This is a genomic window from Halomonas sp. SpR1 (genome assembly GCF_031010175.1).
Lineage (GTDB): Bacteria > Pseudomonadota > Gammaproteobacteria > Pseudomonadales > Halomonadaceae > Vreelandella.
The window spans coordinates 68,896-89,165 of sequence record NZ_JAUAMB010000007.1; the positions used below are offsets into that span (position 1 = coordinate 68,896).

Here is a 20,270-nt window from a genome sequence, read left to right on the forward strand (position 1 = left end):
GGTGTTCTACTCCTCCCGGATCGCAAGGGTGGGCTGGGTATCTTCAACCGACGCAGTAGCTACGCTTTGCGGGCTTACCTGCATACCGGGGAAGAACACTTTTTGCACCCCGTTGACGATCACCCGGTCACCGGGGCTAAGCCCTTCGGTAATCACCATCTGTTCGCCCATCTGACGGCCGGTGGCCACCTGGCGACGCTCTGCACGGTTGTCATCATCAATAACATAGACGTAACGACGATCCTGATCGGTCAGGATCGCCTTGCGATCCACCAGCAGCGCCTGCTCCAAACGGGCTATCGGTACCTCAACTCGGGCAAACTCCCCCGGCCGTATACGACCATCAGCATTGGCCAGCAGCGCCCGGAACTGCAGAGTGCCCGTACCGGGGTTCAAACGGTTGTCAATAAAGTCCAGCGTGCCCGTGTATTGGCGCTGTTGATCGCCGCCCAGCTCAATCTTCAGGCTGCTCTCGCCGTCCACCATCAGTGCGTGGCTGGCAAAGGCGGCCTGCTCGTCCGCTTCGAAGTAGACGTGGATAGGGTCGATAGTGACAAGAGTGGTCAGCAGGCTTTGGTCAGCGTTAGCCAGATTGCCTCGGGTCACCATGGCCCGACCGGCGCGACCACTGACGGGTGCAGTAATACGGGTATACGCCAAGTCAAGCTCGGCGGTATCCAGCGCGGCTTCGGCGGCATCGACCATGGCGCGGGCATTGTTCAGGGCTGCCTGACGCTGGTCATGGATTTCCTGGGAGATGGCTCGGCGCCCCAGCAATACCCGGGCCCGCTCAGCTTCACTAGCGGCCTGGGCACTCTGACTTCTGGCTTGGGCAAGTTCAGCCTGGGCCGCGCTGACGCGCGCCTGATAGGGGCGAGGGTCAATCTGGAACAGCAGCTCCCCCTCCTCCACCAGTTCGCCCTCCTCGAATGCCACTTCCTCGATATAGCCGCTGACCCGGGGCCTTAACTCAACCGTTTCCGCCGCTTCCACGCGTCCGGTAAACGACTCACTTAACACCACCGGTCGAGCCACCATCTCCGCCACGTCCACCTCTGGAGGCGGCGGGGGTTGCTGTGCCGCCGCTTCCTCACTCTTGGCCTCACAGCCGGTCAGCAATACTATGACCAGCAGGCACAGAATCATCGCCCGGCTGCTTGCCAACCGGACATCTTGTATCAGACTTCTCATGATGACTTGCTCCAATGGCTATCGGAGACCGATAGCCGCGTTGGTGATCTATTGCGTACCGCGTTAGCGGTCAGCTTCTAGTCGTTTGAGTAGCGCCAGAATCGACAGTGATTTTTGTTGTAGTAGGGAGGGCTGGCGGACTGGCAGGAATGAGCTAAATGCGAAACACCTACCAGAGGTTGACTACCATAGGGTGTGCGGAAGCGTAGAGGGTATCGGATTCCTGCGGGAAGATTGCCTGATTCTGTCGTGAGCAGTGAAAGGCTTCACAAAGCGGGAAGCTGAAATATCGCGCTGTTTTGGTGTTGAGGCATAATGACCGTTAGGTGACAAAAGGCTCAGGTTGCTGGTTTCTGCGCGGTGCTTGCCTGATTCTGCAAACACAACTGAAAGAGCCTTCGGTTTACGCAGCGAAGGCATATACTGCGAGCTGTTAGGGAGGAGAACCATTGACCGATATCTTGCCCATGCAAGCTAGCCATTCGTCAGACACGCTGCGACAGCTGAGCAGAATCGCTCGGCGCTGGACGCCCCTGGAGGAGCTTCAGGATACGGCGATTGCCGAAGTGCAACTGATACGCGCCGATTCCGCCACCAGCTACTGCTCTGCGGTATATGAACCGTGCATCTGCTTTGTCATTCAAGGCAGCAAGACCGTGCAACTGGGTGACAAGGAGATCGTCTACAGTGGGCCGAGTTACATGGCAAGCGCCATTCACCTACCGGTGTTGGGCAGGATTGACCACGCGACCCCTGAGCAGCCCTACCTGGCTGTCAAAGTCTCGGTGGAACCCCAAGAGGTGGCCGGGTTAATACTGGAGCTGGGCGATAAAGCGCCGCCAGCGGGCCACGAGGCCATCTGCTCCGAGATGGATTGTGGTCTTAGCTCGGCACCCATGGATGCACGTATGCAGGAAGCGCTTTACCGACTACTGAGCCTGCTGGATTCTCCGGAAGATATAAAGGTGCTTTCACCGCTGGCCCGGCGAGAGCTGATCTACCGTGCGCTGATGGGAGGTTTGGGGCCACGGATGCGCCGATTCGCTGCCACGGATTCCCAGGCAAACCGAATTGCGCGGGTTATCTATACCCTCAAGGAGAACTTTACTCAGCCTCTGCGGATCCGCGAGCTAGCGGCCGCTGCCAATATGAGCGAATCGACCCTGTACCATAGCTTCCGCGAGGTCACTCGCATGTCGCCGCTCCAGTTCCAGAAAAAGCTGCGCCTTCACGAAGCCCGGCGGCTGATGCTGGCCGAGGGGCTGGAAGCAGCCACCGCCAGCTACCGGGTGGGCTACGAAAGCCCCTCCCACTTCAGCCGCGAATATAGCCGCATGTTTGGCGCCCCACCTCGCGCTGACGTTAGCCAGTTGCGAGGGGCACGGGAGGCATCGCTGCCCGCCTGAGCTTTTTTCGTAAACTGCCTGCGTGGATTGGCATCTATTTATTTTCTACCAGCCAGATAACAACGTTCAAAACGTTATAACCCGTAAGCTAAAACTATATCAAACACCTAACCAGCCCAGCATTAAGTTAAATTAAATACAACAATACCCCCATAAAAATATTAAAAACCAAGAAAATCAGCATATACACACATTGTTAGCCAAGGCTATATTAATTCTCCAAAGCAAACTTTATTTTTAAAAATCCATATTGCTTGTTTAATAAAACATGGTAGGATTCATCGCCATTAAATACCCTATCTTTACACTCGGGTATAATTTATTACCATACCCGTGATCCAATAAGTGCGGTACTTTCCCTGCGAGCGAGTTCATACTCCATGACGCCGATTGCCCTAATATTCCTGGCCGTTTCCATGTCGGCGGATGCTTTTGCCGCTTCTATCAGCAAAGGCGCAGAGCTGCAAAAACCCCGGTTCCATCATGCTATCGGTATAGGCCTGGTATTTGGCATTATTGAGGCAATTACTCCCGTTCTTGGCTGGATAGCGGGAAAGGCATCGCAGCAGTATGTGCAAGCTTGGGATCACTGGGTGGCCTTTATCCTGCTTTCCGCCATAGGCCTGCATATGATTTACACCGGGCTTAAAAAAGAAGACAAAATAGAGCATCGCAAACAAACACTCTGGTTACTGGTACTCACGGCAATGGCCACCAGCCTAGATGCCATGGCCGTTGGTGCTAGCCTTGCCTTTATCGATGCCAGTATTATCGCCACCAGCCTAGCCATCGGCCTAGCTACTACGGTAATGGCCTCTATCGGCGCCCTGCTGGGCCATAAACTCGGTAAGTTTGTCGGCCATTGGGCGGAGCTTATGGGTGGTGTTGTGTTAATCGGGATTGGCTTAGCGGTTTTGGCGGAGCATACGGGTTTTTTTAATGCTTAACCCTCATTTGTATTCATGGCCTCTTTTAAGCCTAGAATTCCTTCTTATTCATACCTTGCGTAAACGCAGACTGTGCTTGCTCAAGCATTCCGTCGGGAAGCCGCTCAGCAACTGACGTTGTTGCCTACAAACTCTCGGATTTTGAACTATTCCTTATAGAGCCTACCAAGTTGAGCCCAATATATTGAATCAGTGCTTCTCCAGCCTCGTTGATATAGCCCATCCCCAAAATGAGCTGCCTAAACCAAAACCAATCTCAGCACGTCTGGAGCCCTTGTCATAGCTGAACAGCATGCACTTCCCGGCCAGTTCACCTGTCGATTTCAGGCATACCCCCAGTACCAGTGATTCCTGACGCCGCATGGAGTCATTGCTGCTATTCACGAAATCCATAGCGTCCTGCATACCCGCCCAAGGTGCTGTGTTCCAATATTGTATTACCTCTGGTCGGAAAATATATCTAGCAAGCTGTTTGAATCACTTGGCACTAATGAGCGCAACTCCAAACGTTCGGTTTCAATAGCCGGATAAAACAACTGTTCAGGCATTGCCACACTCTTCTAGGCTTAGCGAAAGTACTGCTAAAAATCCACTCAACATAATCAGCAAGGACTCGACTGAATAGGCGTCCAGCCGAACAACTTTGACGACAGCCCTTGAAGTCCTGAACATGGGGGCCAAACTAACAACGTTCTATTGGACTTTCTTGCGTCGTAACCCGGAAAGAGGATTAAAGCGTGGGTGAATTCAACATCGCCCTGGCGCTCGTTGGCGCCACGGTTCTGGTTATTGGGATGGTTTCCCGGCTGTTGAATCGAAGCATTCTGTCGCTGCCCTTGTTGGCATTCCTGCTCGGGGTATTGGCAGGCCCCGTATTGGGTTGGCTAAACCCCGCCAACTGGGGCCATGAGATGAAAATCCTGGAGGAGGTGGCACGAGTGAGTCTGGGAATCAGCCTCATGGGTATCGCCCTGCGTCTGCCACCACGGTTCGTGTTCGACCATGGCCGAACCCTGACTGTGGTTCTAGGGCTCGGGATGCCCCTGATGTGGCTGATAAGCAGCGGGCTGGCACTGGGGTTCCTAGATGTGGCACTAATGACCGCGCTCATGCTGGGAGCCTCAGTTTGTGCCACTGACCCGGTAGTCTCCAGTTCAATAGTGACGGGTGGAGTGGCCACCGATAATCTGCCTAGCCGCTTCCGCCATACCCTGTCGGCTGAGGCCGCCCTTAACGACGGTCTGGCTTTTCCGCTCGTCATGTTACCGATTCTACTGATCAAAAGTTCAGATACAGCGTTACAGGAATGGTTTGTCCACGTTCTAGGCTGGCAAGTGCTGGGGGCGGTTGCGGCCGGCGCCCTGCTGGGCTACCTAGCCGGTGCTGCCCTGCGAGCGGCGGAGGCCCGCAACCTGATCGACCAGCCCTCTTTCCTGGTGACTACCCTGGCCCTGACCTTGCTGGCCTTAGGTGCCGCCAAACTTCTGGGTACAGACAGCATCCTGGCGGTGTTTGCCACCGGCATTGCCTTCGATCAGCAGGTTGACGGCAAAGACCGCAGTGAGGAGAGCGAAATTCAGGAAGCGGTAAACCTGCTCCTCACCCTACCGGTCTTCATGCTGGTTGGACTGATGATCCCCTGGTCGGGCTGGCTGAACCTTGGCTGGGCCGGGGTAGGGCTGGCTGTGACAGTGTTGGCGCTACGCCGCCTACCGGTGATATTGCTGTTACGCCCCGCCATCCGGCTTTGGCGGGATCTACCGGTAGCACTCTTGGCTGGCTGGTTCGGGCCCATCGGCGTGGCGGCGGTTTTCTACTCCATGCTGGTCTACCACAAGACCGGTAATGAAACGGTTTGGATCGGTGCCAGTTTGCTGGTGGCCGCCTCGCTGGTGGTGCATGGCATGACTGCCGCACCGATTGCGAAGTACTACGGCCGCCGTTATGGGCAGCATTAGAGAGCAAAGCCGCAGCGAGACAAAAACGCTGCGCTTTGCGATAAATTTGCCCTCCAGCAGCGAAGTGTTATGGCTCAGCACTCTCTTTTCGTAGGCATGCGCCATTCTCAAACACGATTTATTGAAACCCCTCCGTCTACCAACAGCGCAGAACCGGTAGTAAAACTGGAGGCATCTGAAGCCAGATAAAGTGCGGACTGAGCAATTTCTTCAGGTTTTGCCGTTCGCTTCATTGCATGCAGGTTGGCTACGAATGCTAATGCTTCGGGGGTGTTGGCAAACTCTCTCGCGGCAGCGGTATCCGTTCCCCCCGGCAATAATGCATTTACCCGAATGTTATGAGGGCCATATTCACAAGCGAGCACTTGCGTCAGCCCGATTAACCCTGCTTTGCTGGCCGCATAAGCCGCCATGCCTGGCATTCCTGCGCTATAGCCAACAAATGTCGAAGTAAAAATTAACGAGCCACCGCCAGCCGACCCCATGGCAGGCAATTGATACTTAGCTGCCAGAAAAGCGCTCGTTAAATTGGTTGTGATTACCTGATCCCATTCGGCCAATGACATCTCGGGCACCGGCCCCATCGCGCCTAAAATGCCTGCGTTGTTAAACGCCACGTCCAACTGACCAAACCGCGCTAGAGTCTCGTCAACGAGTTTTCTGGCAAAATGCTCATCACCTACATCGCCAGCAACCGCTAACGCTTGGCCGCCCTCTTCTTGTATAGCGTCGACCAATACCCCCAGCTCTGACTCTCTTCTGGCCGCTACCACTACAGTAGCCCCTTCCTTAGCGAAAAGCCGGGCGGTTGCTCTGCCAATACCTGCGCTGGCACCAGTAACAATGGCGACCTTATTTTCGAGTGCACCCATTTTTGTGACCTCCATCACTGTTCAGAGATAGGGAGAACTCCCCATCAACAGCGAAGATCATAAGAAGTCGTTTACCTAGCGCCGACCCGAAACTTGCTAGATTTCGTTGAGACGCTAGTGCTCAGCACACTGGTCGTTGTGGGTGCGGTTTAGGGTGCCATTGAGTTCGTGGGCATCGGCATAGCCACCGTAAAAGAAATTCGTGTTGCTAAACACGAGAAGCAGGAGCTTGTTCGAAGTAGCGGTTAAGACGAGTCGTAACAGTGCAAGCTGGAAGAAGTCCGGGCGCGGAAAAGATTACCGCGGCTGTAGCTATCCCGGCGAGCTTCTGGATGCTTAAATGTCATACTCGTCATGGCGGCGGTTCCATACATAGGGCTTCGTCTGAGGCCAGCCTTCTGGAGAGTCTTCCCACGTTTCCTGGCGACCATAAGGCGTTAAATCCAGGTACGTCCAGAAGCTACCTAAATATTCGACTCCACGCGCCCCGGTAAAATAAGTGCGATATATGTCGTCCCCGTCGCGGAGAAATACACTGGCGCCGTGCCTTTCCCCCTCCTCGGTCGTCACCCCAAAATCATAATTAAAGTCGCTTTCAAAAGAGGAGTACCAGGGAGTCGTCCAACCCATACGCGTTTTGTACTGCTGAATTTTCTCTAAGGGAGCGCGTGACACCATCACCAGCGAGGTATCACGCGCATGCAGATGGGCTGGGTGAGTCATGGCGTCAGCAACCCACGAACACCCGTCGCACCCCGCTTTCCATTCAGGCGCGTACATAAAGTGATAAACAATGAGTTGACGACGCCCAGCGAACAACTCGAGGAAGGATATGGGGCCTTCGTCGCCATGGAATTCGTAGTTTTTGTCTACTTTCACCATGGGTAGCTTTCTACGCTCAGCGCTCAAGGCATCGCGTGCTCGGGTCAACGCTTTCTCTTTTATAAGAAGCTGATCCAGCGCTAATTCCCACTCTTCTGAAGATACGATACTTGGTAGCGGCTGTTTAGTGGTTGCCATTACCCCACTCTCCTGTGTATTTCATGGGTGACTTCGCGTCGCACCAGCACTAAAGGTCTTAGCCAAGACGGTAAAGGCTACTGACACGGCCAAGCGGCGATTGTAAGCACCAAGGAATTTATGCCACGGTGGCCGGTCGCGGCAGCGCGTTAAGCCGGAAATCACATTCGGGAACATATCTAGAAGGTTTGTATGCGGTACCTGACTTAATGCAGCAACCACGAGAATGTCTGCATGGGTGAACTGGTCGCCAAGTAAATAACAATGGCGCCTGATTCGAAAATAATAACGCCGTGATAAGTGACTGCTTTCAGCAATATTCATTCTGATCGTCAGACCCTTCTCGCTGCCAGATACCAAGACACGCCTCAATAGATTTTCGCAGACAACAGGTGAGCGCTTTGGCCTCCCCCTGCTTCTCGTCCCATCAATCCTCAATATTTCCGAGGTAACCTTGCTTAGCGTAGCCCAATAAAGCTGCGTGTTCCTTTGCTAGTTGGCCTTTTGCTCACTCAACCGCGACATCTTTTGAAGCAATATCACCCATTGCTGCCGTTAGCCCCACACAACAGCAGGCTCTTAACGACCATCTTTTTCAGAACAATCGCTAGGTAGGGTTCAGCCAACCTCGTAACGCCAATGAAACGCGGAACGCGTTGTAGTCATTTACAGGTACAGGGGATTATTCAGCATGATCGTAACCACCTTCAGCAAACACTAGCAGGCAGAACCCATTGCCAAATGGATCGCTCATTGTCACAAGCATCCCCCAATCAAAAGATTTGATTCCTCCTTCCTGGACAGCACCCACCGAAACTGCCTGTTCGACTGCTGCGTCAATATCTTCAACAATGAAATCCAGATGCACTGGCGTCCAGTGCCGCCTGTAATCACGTTGGAGAGAGGTGCCTGGGGCCGCAACGCTCGCATCAGGCTGCTCAATCAGGTAAATGGAGGCAGGCCCGCCCCCCATTTCTGCAACCGTACCGCCAAATAGCCGCCGAATGAGCTGCAAACCGAGCCCGTTCTCGTAGAAGGTAATTGCTTTCCCAAGATCCTCTACATCAATGTTTACGATGAATTTCATTTTCCCCCCTCAACTATCTGTACGATGCTTGAGCTCACCAATGCCCGTCAGGGCGTCTGGTGCATTGCCTTGTTGGGTAATTTGTAGCAATGACTCGATCTCTATGGGCTGCCCAAGAAATTCAAATATTTGAGAACCAGAAGCTGCCCGGTGCAATGCAATGCCCGACAGCTGGTTGGTTGCCAAAGCTAGCGCTTGATAGGAATCCACTCCACATGCATTTTTAATAAACACTTGATTGTCGTCGACGAGTACGCGAACAGGGCATCGCCAGTCTTTCCCAGCGACAGTGTCAACGTCCTGAACGGGGTGGCCAATTTCAAGACGTATTTGTTGTCGAGTGCCATCAAAGACTGCCTCAAATGCACGCGACGCAATTGTTGATGTGTATGTATTTGAAATAGGATTCATGCTATCGCTTCCTTTATTCAGCGCTGCAACCAGGCATGTGCCACGCTCAGCGCTTGGTGAAACAGATGATGAGTGGCTGCTCAATACGCCTCTAGCGCCTGAAGGCTAGAGGATTCGCAGTATTCTGGTAGCTTATACCCCTTCGGACGGTTCCTGCGCTTAATGAACATGAGTTGGAATAGCATCACAGCAGAGGATTTAGACATGCAGAAAATCGAGCTAGGTGGAGTAAGTGTACCCCGTATAGGCCAGGGCACCTGGCATATGGGCGAGAATGCCGGGCAGCGGCAGGCTGAGGTCAGGGCGCTGCGTGAAGGTTTAGATCTGGGCATGACACTGATCGATACCGCAGAGATGTATGCCGAGGGCGGCGCGGAAGAGGTCGTTGGCCAAGCAATCCGCGGTCGGCGCGATGAGGTTTATCTGGTCAGCAAAGTCTACCCGCACAACGCCAGCACCAAGGGTGTTCAAGCCGCCTGCGAGCGCAGCCTACGCCGATTGGGCACCGACACTATCGATCTGTACCTGCTGCACTGGCGCGGCCAGTATCCGTTGAGCGAAACAGTGGAAGCTTTTGAGCGGCTGTGCGAGCAGGGTAAGATCCTGCGCTGGGGCGTATCGAACTTCGATACTGACGACTTGGCAGAGCTCGACGCGCCCGCTTGCGCCACCAATCAGGTGCTCTACAACCCCGAAGCACGCGGTATTGAATACGACCTGCTGCCCAGGCAAGCACAACACAACATGCCGCTCATGGCCTACTGCCCGATCGGGCAAGGCGGCGCGCTACTGCATGATGCCATCCTGCAACGCATCGCCGACAAACACAGCGCCACCACCGCGCAAATCGCCCTCGCCTGGGCACTGCGCCACCCCGGTGTGATTGCCATTCCTAAAGCCGTAAATCTGGATCACCTCAAACAGAACGCCAAGGCAGATACCGTCAGACTCGACGACGATGATCTGGCACAAATCGACGCCGCCTATCCCCCAGCAACGCGCAAGCACTCTTTGAAGATGGTGTGAGGACGAGCCATCAGCGGCGTAAAACATCTCAGGCCCCAACGGCCCCGGACAGGAGCGCTGTCATGACACTGCCCGCCCCACCACCCAATGCCTGGATCCGCTTTCTCGCCCACCTGCTGTTTATCCTCGCGGCGTGGACGCTGTTCATCAAATACCTGTTCCCCGTTGGCTATGCGCTGGCATACGGGGAGCACTGGGCGCGGTATATCTATTGGGATCTATGGCCACTGGCGCACGTCTGGCTAGGCTGGGCGCTGCTCAAACAGCCTCGCTATACGCGTGCATTAGCGGTGGGCATGTCCGTGATTGAAATCCTCATCATCTGCACCCTGTTCGTGCGTTTTCTCGGCGACCCTGAGTGGTCGATCTGGCGCACCAACTGGTTTATTAATAAGGTATTTGTGCTGACATGCTTTGTTCTGGTGTTGGCTGCCACGGTGCCGATTCAAAAAAACCGGAAGGAGCGATCGCTATGAGCCATCCCATCAAGTATCGCATCACGCGCAGACAAAGCCTTAAGCTCATGGGTGCCACGCTAGCCGCCATGATGCTGCCAAGTGTACCGTTGCTCGCCAACACCGGCGGGATCCACCGAAAGACCTTTGCGGGGAGTGACAAAAAGCTGCCCGTGATTGGTATGGGTACCTGGCGTACGTTCAACGTTGGCAGCGACCCGAAGTTGCTCAATGCCCGCACCGAGGTGGTTAAAGCATTTTTCGAGCTTGGCGGCGGCCTGATCGACTCTTCGCCCATGTATGGCTCGGCGCCGGATGTGATGGGCTATGCCTTGCAAGAGCTCGGCACGCCCGAAAGCCTGTTTTCCGCCGAGAAGGTCTGGAGCCCCGCCGGGGGCGCAGCCCGTGAGCAGGTGGCAGAGCTGAAAGAGCGCTGGAAGGTTGAGCACTTCGACCTGGTGCAGGTACATAACCTGACCGACTGGCGCGAGCACCTGGCCGCGCTGCAGGAAATGAAAGCCGAAGGAATCATCCGCCATGTGGGCATTACCACCTCACACGGGCGCCGCCACAGCGAGATCGAGCAGATCATGACGTCTGAGGACATCGACTTCGTTCAGCTCACCTACAACATCACCCACCGCGAAGCGGAAAACCGGCTACTGCCCCTGGCAGATGAACGGGGCATCGGCGTGATCGCCAATCGGCCTTACGATGGCGGCAGCCTGATCAAGAACCTCAAGCGCCGCAACGCGCCATTGCCCGAGTGGGCAAACGCGGAATGCGGCTGCGATACCTGGGCGGACTTTCTGCTGAAGTTTATCGTCAGCCACCCGGCCATCACCTGCGCGGTACCCGCCACTACCCAGGTCGAGCACATGCGCGAAAACATGCGCGCCGGCCACACCCCCATGCCCTCGCCCGACGCCCGGCAGCGGATGGCCGACTATATCGAGTCGCTATGAACGCGTGGACAAGCTACCAGCTGCAGGACTTTATTCCCTTCACGGCGGAGGTTTACTTCCGCCTGCTGGAGCGCATGGGCGAAACCTTCTGGCCGCTGCATCTGCTGACCCTCGCCCTTGGCGCCGCGACCCTTGCGCTGGCACTAAGACACAGCACGCGACTCGCCTGCCTGCTGCCCTCGCCGGTCTGGGCCTTTGTCGCCGTCACATTTTTCTTTCAGCGATATGCAGAACTCAACTGGGCCGGGGGCTATGTTGGCTACGCTTTCATCTGCCAGGCCGTACTGCTGGTAGTGATGACGCTAACGGGATGGGGAATAGATAAAAGACCGAGCCATACAAGCCCACCCGTCGTCATAGGCATGACCATCACCCTCTTCGGTCTGATAGTAATGCCGCTGATGGCGCCGATGAGCGGCGGTTCCTGGTACCAGGCGGAGGTGTTCGGCATACACGCCGACCCCACGGCGGTTACCACGCTGGGGCTAGTGCTTATTATGCTTCGTGGGCTCGCGCTCTGGATCGCCGCCATCATCCCAGCGCTCTGGCTAGTGGTTTCAGGGCTGACACTGCAGGCGCTTGATTCGACGGGCGGCGCCGTGTTGTTCGCCGTATTGGCGATTGCGCTGGTTGGGTTGGTTTGGGGATCCAAGCGATAGCGACGCAGCACTGGTGCCGTTGACGCGCAGGCAAATCGGCTGCGTGCCGCGCTCAGCCTGACTCTTCGCTATGTTCCAACGGAAGATAATCGCACATACTCCGGCACCCTTTCCTTAAGCAACTTGATGAGTTCGGGCTGCATGAGTTCGTAGTGATCGGGAATACCCAGGCAGACTAGCCACTTTCCCTTTAGTAGCTCCCCCCACGCCCCGCAGTGCATTCTTGAAGTGTTTAAAGGCGGATGTGTGAGGTCGCGTCCATCCTTTTCGAAATCCCAAGGCGATAATCAATGGGGTCAGAGTCATTGATTTCGCTGATTAGTGCCTGCCCAGAAAGCTTGAGCCGTCCCAAACGGTTACCGTAGTGCAGTCGTTCTATCCGAGCTTCGATCGCGCCCAGCCCGTCGCCGGTGCCCGCTCGATAAACCGCTGCGCTATCAACTGGTGCGCTTCCGAACCGGGGTGCAACGCATCCGGCAGCGGCCAGCGCTGATAATCGTCCGAACTATAAAGCTCGCAACCGTCGAGATAGAACAGATGTTTGTCAGTGCTCATCCGCCGGTGAATCAACCCGGCCAACTGAGCACGGATCGATTGCAAGGTCAGCTTGCCGGTCGCGCTGTCCTCATCGTTACCCGTCGCCTGAAAGCGAATCTGACCCTGCGCCAGCGCCTGGACATCGAACGCGCCCGGCTCCGGGGTGGTTTCGTGAATCGGGCAATACAGCGGTGATATCACCAACAGCGGCGTATCCGGTTGCCGGTCACGGATCACGTCCAGGAACCCCAGCACCGCAGGCCCAAAGGCACGCGCCCGTATCACATCGCTGTTTACCAGGTTTATACCCAGCTTCAAACTGATCAGGTCAGCTTCGCTCTGGGCAATTACCCGAGCGATAAAGGGATCCAGCAAAGCACTGCCGCTGAAACCGAGATTGACCAGATCAAGCCCGGTCTGCATCGCCACTTGCGCCGTCCAGGTGCCTGCGGCATTGGAGCCCTGACTGATGGAGCTGCCGTAATGCACCCAGGTGGGTTGGTCAGATTCGGCATCGGTCAGCAATTCAGCATCGCTGCGCAGGTCGAACAGTTCAACGGTTTCGTTGTAAGGCAGCCAGATCTCGACCTTCTTGTCGCCCTCTGGCAAATCATCAAAACGCACTATGCTGATGCCACCGCCTTGCTGATGAGTCTTGCCGCTGTGTAGATCAAAACTGATTTCCGTGGCGCTCTTGGGTATCGCCAGGGAATAGCATTGCCCGTCGACACACAACTCAAACTGCCCCTCGGGCCGGAGCGGCCAGAAATCAATGGAGTCAGAGTCATTGAGCGCTTTACCTGCCAAACGGTAGCCCGCCTACTGACTCATAAAACTGAATAGCCGATTCATTCCAGTCAAGTACGTTCCACTCGAAACGACCACAATCTTTCAACTTGGCATCTTCGTTAATTACTGCCGCCATCTCCCCCACCGCCCGAACAATCGATGCTAGACGCATCACCTCCAAAACTCGCTGACGCTGTTATCACGCTTGAACAGTTGAACTCAGTGCTACCCGAAAAGTAGACACCGCCGATCTCTTCACGCAGCTCTTCATAGCTGAAATTTTCATGTATTTCGCTCTGATAAACGACAAATTCAGGACGATTGGCATACATCGCCAGCGCGTAGTGTTGATGCTGGCTATTTAGCCCCGCGCGCTCAATACTCCGCCTTACCTGCAGCTGCGTGTAATATTCCTGGCGTCCATAATCGTTGACCAAAACGTTAGGCAGTTTCTCTATGTAGCCTTTAATGGCACGCTTCTTCTTGAAGTTATCGAATAGTCCCACCCTTAACCTCCGTTCTTTAATAAATACCAGGGAACCTCTGGTTAATTATTACGCTTAGCCATACGGCGATAAGAATCGGTTAGTGCACGAGTCCAATCAAAGAACTCATTGACAATCCATAAACTCGCACGCGAATCCGATTCTTCTTTGTAGATTGTGGCCTTGCGTGGCCTGCGCACGCCGACTGTTCAGAAAAAGCCTAGGCATTAGTCTGACTCTATAGGCAGCTGTTTTTAAACTTCCCCTGTGAGCTCGTTAAGACGCTCTGTTTACTCATGGCCCAAGCAAACCCTGTGACACCGCAAAGAGTGCGAAGAGAGGAATTGCCACGACCGTTGCGGCCGCATCAAATGTAATGGCAACAGGCGTTGCGATAACACGCCCGGCTGTATCGATGGGGCCCCTGGGCATGCTCATACTGACTTGATACTCGTTTTCTAGCTTTTCAAGCGGCAAACTTCCTTCAATGGTATATCGCTCACCCCTAATCTCGCGTATCAACAGGAAGTTATTCGTGACAGGATTTTTCGTAAAGCCCAATGCGGTTAATTGACTGACAAGCTCGGCTGAAGGGTTCTGTTCATGCAATGTGAGCTTAATGCTGCCGGTCACCACATTGGCGCTAGAGAGCGAGAAGCCGCTAAATTCGGGAAGAAACTCAACTTCTCGGCTAAGCATCAGCGCCTGGCCAAGTTGCTGCTGAGAGGGAAATAAAAACGCTTCACGCCGCGTGGTGACCACTAAATCGTTCGTTTCTTTATTAACGTAGAAGCCATCAACGGCCATCACTCTCTCAGGCTTGGGCTCCCACAGCTTTGTGGTGCAGCCTGCTAAAAAAATACATAGAACAATCAATATTCGATACATGCTTCCCTCCCGGTTATGGCTCTGGTTAATCAAGTAAACTTTACCTTACCATAGCATTAAAAAACCAGGATTTTTATAAGTATAATTTCATATAAACCTGAAGTGAACGGTGTGCGACTCGTCGGCGCTACTATCAATCCTAAGGCGCACCGGCTCCTGGCTATGTCTCGACTGCCGACAACCGCACATACTCTGGAACCCTTTCTTTGAGCAAGGTGATCAGTTCAGGCTGCATCAACTCGTAGTGGTCGGGAATATCCAGGCAGACTAGTCTCTTCCCCTTGAGTAACTCCCCGTACGTCTTGGCGACTTCATCCCGGTGGCTCTTTTCCATCGCCAGGACGATATCAGCCCACTCAATTAAGCGCCAAGAAACGGGCGTTTTAGCACTCGAACTTGTTCCAGCTCCGATTGCTTGAATACTGGGGTAAGCTGAAAAGACACGTTCAGCCGTCGGGCTCCGTAGCCTATTTTCGCTGCAAATAAACAGAAGATTCATAGATTTTCCTTGGTTTTCAGTGCCTCAGCTTTTAAGCCAACTAAACCATATCCATTTATTTTTTATCAACCACTTCTGCTCGCCGCTTTATTTTAACTTAGGCATAAAGTTCGCAACAGGAGATAGCAACCTCTTTTGATAATCAATATCATGTATAGCCATATACCTCCCCCCCTGACGATAGGAATTTAAAAACACTCTATATTGATCAGGATAAAAAACGATCCCTACAAACATCGCAAGAGTCGAATAAATGCTGCGCTTACCATTACCCCAGAGCCAATATTGCATCGCTATTTCTTGAGCCACATTTGTAGAAAAACCAGTCAAAACATGAAAAACGTCATGATCCTCGCAACGTGGCTGTGGCTCAAATTTGTTTTTCAATAAAAAACTCCCCAGATGAAAACCTAAGCTACTTTTAGGATATAAAAACAATTGACTTGCAGAAACATTCCACACTGGCTCACTCTTAAACAAGATATAAAATCGACTAGATAACTTAAACCCTACTCCTACAAATTGCTCCCTGGCCTTATAAAGAACCCCTTGCAACTCAAATAAAAAAGATAAAAAAACACTTCTCATAGATACGACCTTAATTTTTCATTTTGACCAATAATTTAATAATAACGAGCAACAACCACACTCCTAAAAAATAAAATATAGAAAATACTGCTCCGGTTATTGGTGCAAATGTTCTGCCTGTATCCGCTATCACCCGATGCATTGCTTGTTCTGGTGTTATCTCATTACCCGAGAAAACTCCATCCCCATTGAGATCGAAAGCTGTCATTTCGGCATCAAGCTTTAATTCAATGAATGTAACGCTACCGAGAATGAACAGATAAACAAGCACTGCCGATATGGCAGATATAGGCACACTTCTTAGCCTTCCAGAATAGAGGTTATTATTCATTACACAAACAATTACTGGAGCCAAGAACAATACGATCGAAAAAACAACGATACTCATAGGCATAGAACTCAGCTACTTGTTTATAAATCTTAACATGTTACAACCATTATTAAATCATACTCGCTTAACGATCCACTTCATCACAGACCATATCCTTAGATGCCGCTTGGCGTATAACCATCGTACCAGACAATTTGTCGTGCCAGCCTTGCTTTCGCTCGTCACAAGCTACCCACAAAAATCCAAGGCCAAATGGAATACCCGAAATGGTGTAGGCAAAATACCTACCGATCAATTGTCCGCGACTTGCTGGCTCCCTTGAAGAAGCGTCAACTATTTTACAAGATACAGCCATTTTCCCTGGCGTTGCTTGCTTAGCACACCAGAAAACGATTACACCAACTGCAGGTAAAATCCACGATATAAAAATATCGGCTGTTATCAGATACAGGCTGTTCTGACTAACATTAGTAGTACCACTATAAAGGACAGCTAACAGAGGATAAGTTATTAGCATTAATAAAATAGCATCAATAATGGATGCACCGACACGAGCCCAAAACCCCACATACTCAAAACTCTCTTGTTTCACCTTTCACTCCTCCCTTAAAACAATCGACAGCTCATCTTCTTGACGAAGCACCTCTAATACATTAGCTATATTTTATACAAAACACACATTAAATCAAAGAAAAATTAGCACCATTATTCCCTTCTTAACTTCTTATATCGAGAACATTGAGTCTGAAGCACCGTTACATACGAACTTGCAGACAACAGCTTATGATAAAAATCCAACAACGGACTTCCATTGCGATCAAGCTAAAGCCTTACTTCAACGATTGGATCGATGCCGGGCTCTAACTGCTCGCCCACCCAAAGGCGATGTAATCGGGTTTTGAGAATATCGCCAGGCCCAGAGATGAATTTAGGCTGGCCGAAGTGAGCCATAACTTCGTGCTGGCGCTCTAATGCGCGACGATCCTGCGAGACCACTGGGGTCAGGAACAACCGAATGGCCGCCTGTTTAAGCCAGCTTGGCGCCATACCCTTAGGTGTCGAAAAGCGCGCGAAAGGCGTGAAACTGCTTTCCGTTGCTGGCGTGAAAATGGCGGTGACACATAACGTCAACTTGGTTTCACCTTCCCACCGCGCTTGAACCATAGTGGGCGGATAATAGCGCGAGACACTGCGCGAGCGATCACGCTCCAAAAAGCGCGACATCAGGCCATAATCGGGCTGGGTTTGCTCAATTGCCATATCGATTCCGTCACCGTAGCTGGTAACAATCAGCTCCACTGGCAAGCGTCGATCACGGCGACGAATAAAACCATGGTGCAGATGATTGGTGTGGAACGGATCCATAACGTTTTCAAGCGCATCGTAGGCGCGTCCCGCCCAGGTGCCTTGTTGCCACCAGAAATGATCGAGTTCAGGATTACCGAAGTCAGGAGGTAACGCTGGCTCGGCGGGTGCCGCGTCAGAAAGTGCCACAAAGACTCCCCCGTGCCGCTCGACCACGCGCAGTGCATCGGCCTTGAGCCGTTGATCATGGGTCGTATCGACCAGACAACCGGGCACTTCGGTGCAGGTTCCATCGCTTGCGAAGCGCCAGCCGTGGTATGGGCACTCCAGCGCTCCTTTATGCACACGCCCTTCGGAAAGCGGGTAATTGCGGTGCGGGCAGCGATCGACCAAGGCACCCATCCCCTCTTCGCTGCGAAAGAGCGCAATCGGTGTACCGCAACACATGACTTTTTGCGCCTTGCCACGTTTCAGGTCTTTCGATAAGGCAACCAAGTGCCAGGCATCACGGACTGACTGGGGAAATGTCATTAAGGCAGCTCCTCACCATTCCACTCGAGATCGTAAGTGGCGGCGGCATTTGTCGAAATATTGTGTTTGAAACCCGTCAGGGAGAAGGAGGCGGCGTCGCAAAGCGCACCAAACAAAGGCCAGCGATCGCCAGGCCGAGACACCACATCACGGCCAGTAGCAACGCAGCGCCACCAATCGCGCATACGCGCACCACGCACCGCCTGCGGCAGGCCAAATACGACCATCGCTGGGCCAAGATAAAGAGTGCCTGGCGTAGCCTCAGGTGCGGCTACCCCGTCCCCTATGGCATGAGCAAGATGACCTGCGCCAGTAAGCAGATGCACACCGCTGGTCGCGCGTGGATTGCATTCGAGCACGTAGGCAGCACCCGCTTCATCGAACATTGCATCGCAGGCAAACTGCCCGTGAATATTGGCACACTGCGCCATGCGGGCGGCCATTTTGCGCAGCGTTTCGCGACGGTGGTCAGCGACAGGGTCGAAAGCATAGCCAGCTCCTCCGGCCAGGCGCCAGCTGGAACGGTAGGCAGCAAAGGCGACCAACGCTCCCCGATGCGCCACGCCATGAAAACAGACTTCTTCGCCGCGGATACGCGCTTGTGCCATCCACGGCGCGTCAGGGCTGGGTGTAATGGCGGCCAACGCACGCGCTTCAGGGGCGACCAGCGCGCTATCACCAAATCGGCTAAAACGCGGCTTGAACACCCAATCGCGACTTCTGCTCGCGAAGCGGGCCAGGTCTGCTACGCAATCTATCGGGTGGCTTTCCGGTACGGGCAGGCCCCATTTGCTGCAGTGGTGCGCAAAGGCGAGCTTGTCGTGCAGTAGGCGCAACGTAGCAAGGTTAGGCACAAACAGGCGCTCACCCAATCGGCACTGAAGGGCGGGCGCCGCAAGATGGAAAACCTCCTCGCAGGTCGGCACCACCCGCTCGAAACCGAAGGTATCGACTAGCTCGACAATACGTGCGCGAAAGGCTTCGCCCTGCTGCCGTGGCGCGGGATAGCGGTGAACCCGCGCAGGGGCTTTCGACCAGCGCGCCATGCGCACCGGTACGCTATCCGCCAGATGCGGCTCCCATTCCGCAGCGGCGAAATCCCGGGCAATATCCAGCGCGGCAGCTGCCCGGGCGCCGGTGATAAGCACGCGTCTAGCCATCGCGCCACACCACTTTACGGCGCTTGGGGCCACTCCACGCGCTTAGATCATGAAAGACCTCAACCGGCACCGGTAAATCGCATGCCTGGCTCAGCGCCCGAGCAGCAGTCGTTGCGCTCGGGGTAGAGATCGAGGCTGGGCAGGGCGGCGACAGATGAAGCACAACCCGCTCAGGCCCTGCTTCGGCCTGCCAGATCTTGTCGCCCCCCAGCACCGCCTCAAGCGCCGTTACCACCTGGGGTGGAGTAACGGTGAGACCCTCAAAGCGCCAAATGTCGTTCACTCGACCTTGTGGCGCATGGATGACGCGACCCGCGAAACCGCAGGGGCAGGTGTGAGGATCTAACTCAAGATAATCATCGCCGCGCACACGGACAATCGGTTGGCTGGTGCGGCGGAGATCGGTAATAATCGGACGATAGCCGGGCGTGCCGGGAACCGGCTCAAGTTCGATAGCCATTGCATGATCATTAAGATGCAGCCGGCCGTTCGCACACTCAGTGGCCAGAAACCCTTCGGTCGATTGGTATATTTGGCGTGGCCTTACCCCCAACCGCTCATTGATAAAGTCGCACTCAGCTTCGCTAGTCGGCTCGCTGCCGCAAAATAGGTGCTGCAGCGAGGAGAAATGCGCCCCTGCTGCTGCGAAAGTGGCCAGCCGATGCGGCGGTGCGATCAGGATCGTCGGCTCGAAGTGCGCCAATTCCGCAATGCTCTGTTTAATCGATGCTTCAAGGGGAAAATGGGCAAACGTAAACCGCCCCCGCCCAACATCGCTGTAGAGCGCATTGCTGGCGCGCAAATGCAGGGCGAGCCGCTGGCGCTTGAGCAAGGTACGCGCTGGGAGCAGCCGAGCCAGGCTCTGGCCGATATAGTCGGCACGCTCTGCGGGGCTGGCAAGGAACAACCCTCGCGCACCGCGCCCCGTTCCAGTTGACCAGCCTGCCGACAATTCGCCAACGGCGGAGCCTTGCTCCGCGGCGGCGGCCAACCCGCGCAGTTCCTCATCGCTCATGCCTAGGCTGTTCCAGGCGCCGTAATCAGCACGAAGATCCGCAATTTCAGTGACCGGAAACTCAGCCAGATCGCGACCGGCATAGCGTGCTAGTGCGGGCGTACGGGCGATGACAGGCTGCAGCTTGCGCCACATGTTGGCTCGC

23 protein-coding genes are annotated in these 20,270 nt (G+C 54.1%); 7 read left to right on the top strand and 16 right to left on the bottom strand.

What is annotated here, in order from left to right:
• Positions 1 to 6: 6 nt before the first annotated feature.
• Positions 7 to 1,191, bottom strand: a complete 1,185-nt coding sequence (locus tag QT231_RS07360; RefSeq protein ID WP_308336264.1) for an efflux RND transporter periplasmic adaptor subunit — start codon at positions 1,189 to 1,191, stop codon at positions 7 to 9.
• A gap of 449 nt (positions 1,192 to 1,640) precedes the next feature.
• Here QT231_RS07360 and QT231_RS07365 point away from each other — a divergent pair, with 449 nt between their 5' ends.
• Positions 1,641 to 2,597 (top strand): AraC family transcriptional regulator, encoded by a 957-nt coding sequence (locus QT231_RS07365; RefSeq protein WP_308336265.1) that lies wholly within the window; start codon positions 1,641 to 1,643, stop codon positions 2,595 to 2,597.
• A gap of 380 nt (positions 2,598 to 2,977) precedes the next feature.
• Positions 2,978 to 3,544 carry a manganese efflux pump MntP family protein gene (locus tag QT231_RS07370; RefSeq protein WP_308336266.1) on the top strand — a complete coding sequence of 189 codons (567 nt, stop codon included), beginning with the start codon at positions 2,978 to 2,980 and terminating at the stop codon, positions 3,542 to 3,544.
• Positions 3,545 to 3,733: 189 nt separating this feature from the next.
• Here QT231_RS07370 and QT231_RS07375 read toward each other — a convergent pair whose 3' ends face one another.
• Positions 3,734 to 3,949, bottom strand: coding sequence for a GNAT family N-acetyltransferase (locus QT231_RS07375; protein WP_308336267.1), 216 nt, complete (start codon positions 3,947 to 3,949; stop codon positions 3,734 to 3,736).
• 332 nt (positions 3,950 to 4,281) lie between these two features.
• Between QT231_RS07375 and QT231_RS07380 the strand changes: the two genes are divergently transcribed.
• Positions 4,282 to 5,502: a cation:proton antiporter gene (locus QT231_RS07380; protein ID WP_308336268.1), complete on the top strand. Its 1,221-nt coding sequence runs from the start codon at positions 4,282 to 4,284 to the stop codon at positions 5,500 to 5,502.
• Positions 5,503 to 5,609: 107 nt separating this feature from the next.
• Here QT231_RS07380 and QT231_RS07385 read toward each other — a convergent pair whose 3' ends face one another.
• The 4 genes from QT231_RS07385 to QT231_RS07400 form a co-directional block, all read right to left on the bottom strand.
• Positions 5,610 to 6,374, bottom strand: coding sequence for an SDR family oxidoreductase (locus tag QT231_RS07385; RefSeq protein ID WP_308336269.1), 765 nt, complete (start codon positions 6,372 to 6,374; stop codon positions 5,610 to 5,612).
• Between the two features lie 336 nt (positions 6,375 to 6,710).
• Positions 6,711 to 7,394 carry a DUF899 domain-containing protein gene (locus QT231_RS07390; protein ID WP_308336270.1) on the bottom strand — a complete coding sequence of 228 codons (684 nt, stop codon included), beginning with the start codon at positions 7,392 to 7,394 and terminating at the stop codon, positions 6,711 to 6,713.
• 682 nt (positions 7,395 to 8,076) lie between these two features.
• Complete coding sequence (locus QT231_RS07395) at positions 8,077 to 8,481, bottom strand: VOC family protein (protein WP_308336271.1); 405 nt, start codon at positions 8,479 to 8,481, stop codon at positions 8,077 to 8,079.
• A gap of 9 nt (positions 8,482 to 8,490) precedes the next feature.
• Positions 8,491 to 8,892 carry a hypothetical protein gene (locus QT231_RS07400; RefSeq protein WP_308336272.1) on the bottom strand — a complete coding sequence of 134 codons (402 nt, stop codon included), beginning with the start codon at positions 8,890 to 8,892 and terminating at the stop codon, positions 8,491 to 8,493.
• A 204-nt stretch (positions 8,893 to 9,096) separates the two neighbouring features.
• Between QT231_RS07400 and QT231_RS07405 the strand changes: the two genes are divergently transcribed.
• The 4 genes from QT231_RS07405 to QT231_RS07420 all read left to right on the top strand — a co-directional run bounded on the left by QT231_RS07405 (position 9,097) and on the right by QT231_RS07420 (position 11,997).
• Positions 9,097 to 9,918 (top strand): aldo/keto reductase, encoded by an 822-nt coding sequence (locus QT231_RS07405; RefSeq protein WP_308336273.1) that lies wholly within the window; start codon positions 9,097 to 9,099, stop codon positions 9,916 to 9,918.
• 62 nt (positions 9,919 to 9,980) lie between these two features.
• Entirely contained in the window at positions 9,981 to 10,394 is a 414-nt protein-coding gene (locus tag QT231_RS07410) for a hypothetical protein (protein ID WP_308336274.1), read from the top strand.
• Positions 10,395 to 10,441: 47 nt separating this feature from the next.
• Positions 10,442 to 11,338 (top strand): aldo/keto reductase, encoded by an 897-nt coding sequence (locus QT231_RS07415; protein WP_308336275.1) that lies wholly within the window; start codon positions 10,442 to 10,444, stop codon positions 11,336 to 11,338.
• Positions 11,335 to 11,997 carry an MFS transporter permease gene (locus tag QT231_RS07420; RefSeq protein WP_308336276.1) on the top strand — a complete coding sequence of 221 codons (663 nt, stop codon included), beginning with the start codon at positions 11,335 to 11,337 and terminating at the stop codon, positions 11,995 to 11,997. Before QT231_RS07415 ends, QT231_RS07420 begins: the two co-directional genes overlap by 4 nt.
• Before the next feature lie 375 nt (positions 11,998 to 12,372).
• On the opposite strand, the gene QT231_RS07425 is transcribed toward QT231_RS07420, so the two are convergent.
• The 10 genes from QT231_RS07425 to QT231_RS07470 all read right to left on the bottom strand — a co-directional run bounded on the left by QT231_RS07425 (position 12,373) and on the right by QT231_RS07470 (position 20,260).
• Entirely contained in the window at positions 12,373 to 13,269 is an 897-nt protein-coding gene (locus tag QT231_RS07425; protein ID WP_308336277.1) for an SGNH/GDSL hydrolase family protein, read from the bottom strand.
• A 173-nt stretch (positions 13,270 to 13,442) separates the two neighbouring features.
• Positions 13,443 to 13,829 (bottom strand): DUF6559 family protein, encoded by a 387-nt coding sequence (locus QT231_RS07430; RefSeq protein ID WP_308336279.1) that lies wholly within the window; start codon positions 13,827 to 13,829, stop codon positions 13,443 to 13,445.
• A gap of 273 nt (positions 13,830 to 14,102) precedes the next feature.
• A complete protein-coding gene (locus QT231_RS07435) occupies positions 14,103 to 14,729 on the bottom strand; it encodes a hypothetical protein (protein WP_308336280.1) in 627 nt (208 codons plus the stop codon).
• 127 nt (positions 14,730 to 14,856) lie between these two features.
• Positions 14,857 to 15,195: a phosphotyrosine protein phosphatase gene (locus QT231_RS07440; RefSeq protein ID WP_308336281.1), complete on the bottom strand. Its 339-nt coding sequence runs from the start codon at positions 15,193 to 15,195 to the stop codon at positions 14,857 to 14,859.
• 87 nt (positions 15,196 to 15,282) lie between these two features.
• Positions 15,283 to 15,783, bottom strand: coding sequence for a hypothetical protein (locus QT231_RS07445; RefSeq protein WP_308336282.1), 501 nt, complete (start codon positions 15,781 to 15,783; stop codon positions 15,283 to 15,285).
• Between the two features lie 10 nt (positions 15,784 to 15,793).
• Positions 15,794 to 16,177, bottom strand: coding sequence for a hypothetical protein (locus QT231_RS07450; protein WP_308336283.1), 384 nt, complete (start codon positions 16,175 to 16,177; stop codon positions 15,794 to 15,796).
• A gap of 61 nt (positions 16,178 to 16,238) precedes the next feature.
• Positions 16,239 to 16,706: an RDD family protein gene (locus tag QT231_RS07455; RefSeq protein ID WP_308336284.1), complete on the bottom strand. Its 468-nt coding sequence runs from the start codon at positions 16,704 to 16,706 to the stop codon at positions 16,239 to 16,241.
• A 230-nt stretch (positions 16,707 to 16,936) separates the two neighbouring features.
• Entirely contained in the window at positions 16,937 to 17,950 is a 1,014-nt protein-coding gene (locus QT231_RS07460) for an aromatic ring-hydroxylating dioxygenase subunit alpha (protein ID WP_308336285.1), read from the bottom strand.
• Positions 17,950 to 19,110 carry an ATP-grasp domain-containing protein gene (locus tag QT231_RS07465; RefSeq protein WP_308336286.1) on the bottom strand — a complete coding sequence of 387 codons (1,161 nt, stop codon included), beginning with the start codon at positions 19,108 to 19,110 and terminating at the stop codon, positions 17,950 to 17,952. The genes QT231_RS07460 and QT231_RS07465 overlap by 1 nt, the downstream gene beginning before the upstream one ends.
• Positions 19,103 to 20,260: a hypothetical protein gene (locus tag QT231_RS07470; protein WP_308336287.1), complete on the bottom strand. Its 1,158-nt coding sequence runs from the start codon at positions 20,258 to 20,260 to the stop codon at positions 19,103 to 19,105. The genes QT231_RS07465 and QT231_RS07470 overlap by 8 nt, the downstream gene beginning before the upstream one ends.
• Positions 20,261 to 20,270: the final 10 nt, after the last annotated feature.

Bases quoted from the DNA above. Each gene is read 5' to 3' on its own strand.
- QT231_RS07470 (WP_308336287.1), bottom strand. From the start codon at position 20,260: ATGTGGCGCAAGCTGCAGCCTGTCATCGCCCGTACGCCCGCACTAGCA.
- QT231_RS07405 (WP_308336273.1), top strand. From the start codon at position 9,097: ATGCAGAAAATCGAGCTAGGTGGAGTAAGTGTACCCCGTATAGGCCAG.
- QT231_RS07460 (WP_308336285.1), bottom strand. From the start codon at position 17,950: ATGACATTTCCCCAGTCAGTCCGTGATGCCTGGCACTTGGTTGCCTTA.
- QT231_RS07370 (WP_308336266.1), top strand. From the start codon at position 2,978: ATGACGCCGATTGCCCTAATATTCCTGGCCGTTTCCATGTCGGCGGAT.
- QT231_RS07440 (WP_308336281.1), bottom strand. From the start codon at position 15,195: ATGAATCTTCTGTTTATTTGCAGCGAAAATAGGCTACGGAGCCCGACG.
- QT231_RS07390 (WP_308336270.1), bottom strand. From the start codon at position 7,394: ATGGCAACCACTAAACAGCCGCTACCAAGTATCGTATCTTCAGAAGAG.
- QT231_RS07420 (WP_308336276.1), top strand. From the start codon at position 11,335: ATGAACGCGTGGACAAGCTACCAGCTGCAGGACTTTATTCCCTTCACG.
- QT231_RS07385 (WP_308336269.1), bottom strand. From the start codon at position 6,374: ATGGGTGCACTCGAAAATAAGGTCGCCATTGTTACTGGTGCCAGCGCA.
- QT231_RS07360 (WP_308336264.1), bottom strand. From the start codon at position 1,191: ATGAGAAGTCTGATACAAGATGTCCGGTTGGCAAGCAGCCGGGCGATG.
- QT231_RS07465 (WP_308336286.1), bottom strand. From the start codon at position 19,110: ATGGCTAGACGCGTGCTTATCACCGGCGCCCGGGCAGCTGCCGCGCTG.
- QT231_RS07375 (WP_308336267.1), bottom strand. From the start codon at position 3,949: ATGCAGGACGCTATGGATTTCGTGAATAGCAGCAATGACTCCATGCGG.
- QT231_RS07395 (WP_308336271.1), bottom strand. From the start codon at position 8,481: ATGAAATTCATCGTAAACATTGATGTAGAGGATCTTGGGAAAGCAATT.
- QT231_RS07415 (WP_308336275.1), top strand. From the start codon at position 10,442: ATGGGTGCCACGCTAGCCGCCATGATGCTGCCAAGTGTACCGTTGCTC.
- QT231_RS07445 (WP_308336282.1), bottom strand. From the start codon at position 15,783: ATGAGAAGTGTTTTTTTATCTTTTTTATTTGAGTTGCAAGGGGTTCTT.
- QT231_RS07400 (WP_308336272.1), bottom strand. From the start codon at position 8,892: ATGAATCCTATTTCAAATACATACACATCAACAATTGCGTCGCGTGCA.
- QT231_RS07450 (WP_308336283.1), bottom strand. From the start codon at position 16,177: ATGCCTATGAGTATCGTTGTTTTTTCGATCGTATTGTTCTTGGCTCCA.
- QT231_RS07410 (WP_308336274.1), top strand. From the start codon at position 9,981: ATGACACTGCCCGCCCCACCACCCAATGCCTGGATCCGCTTTCTCGCC.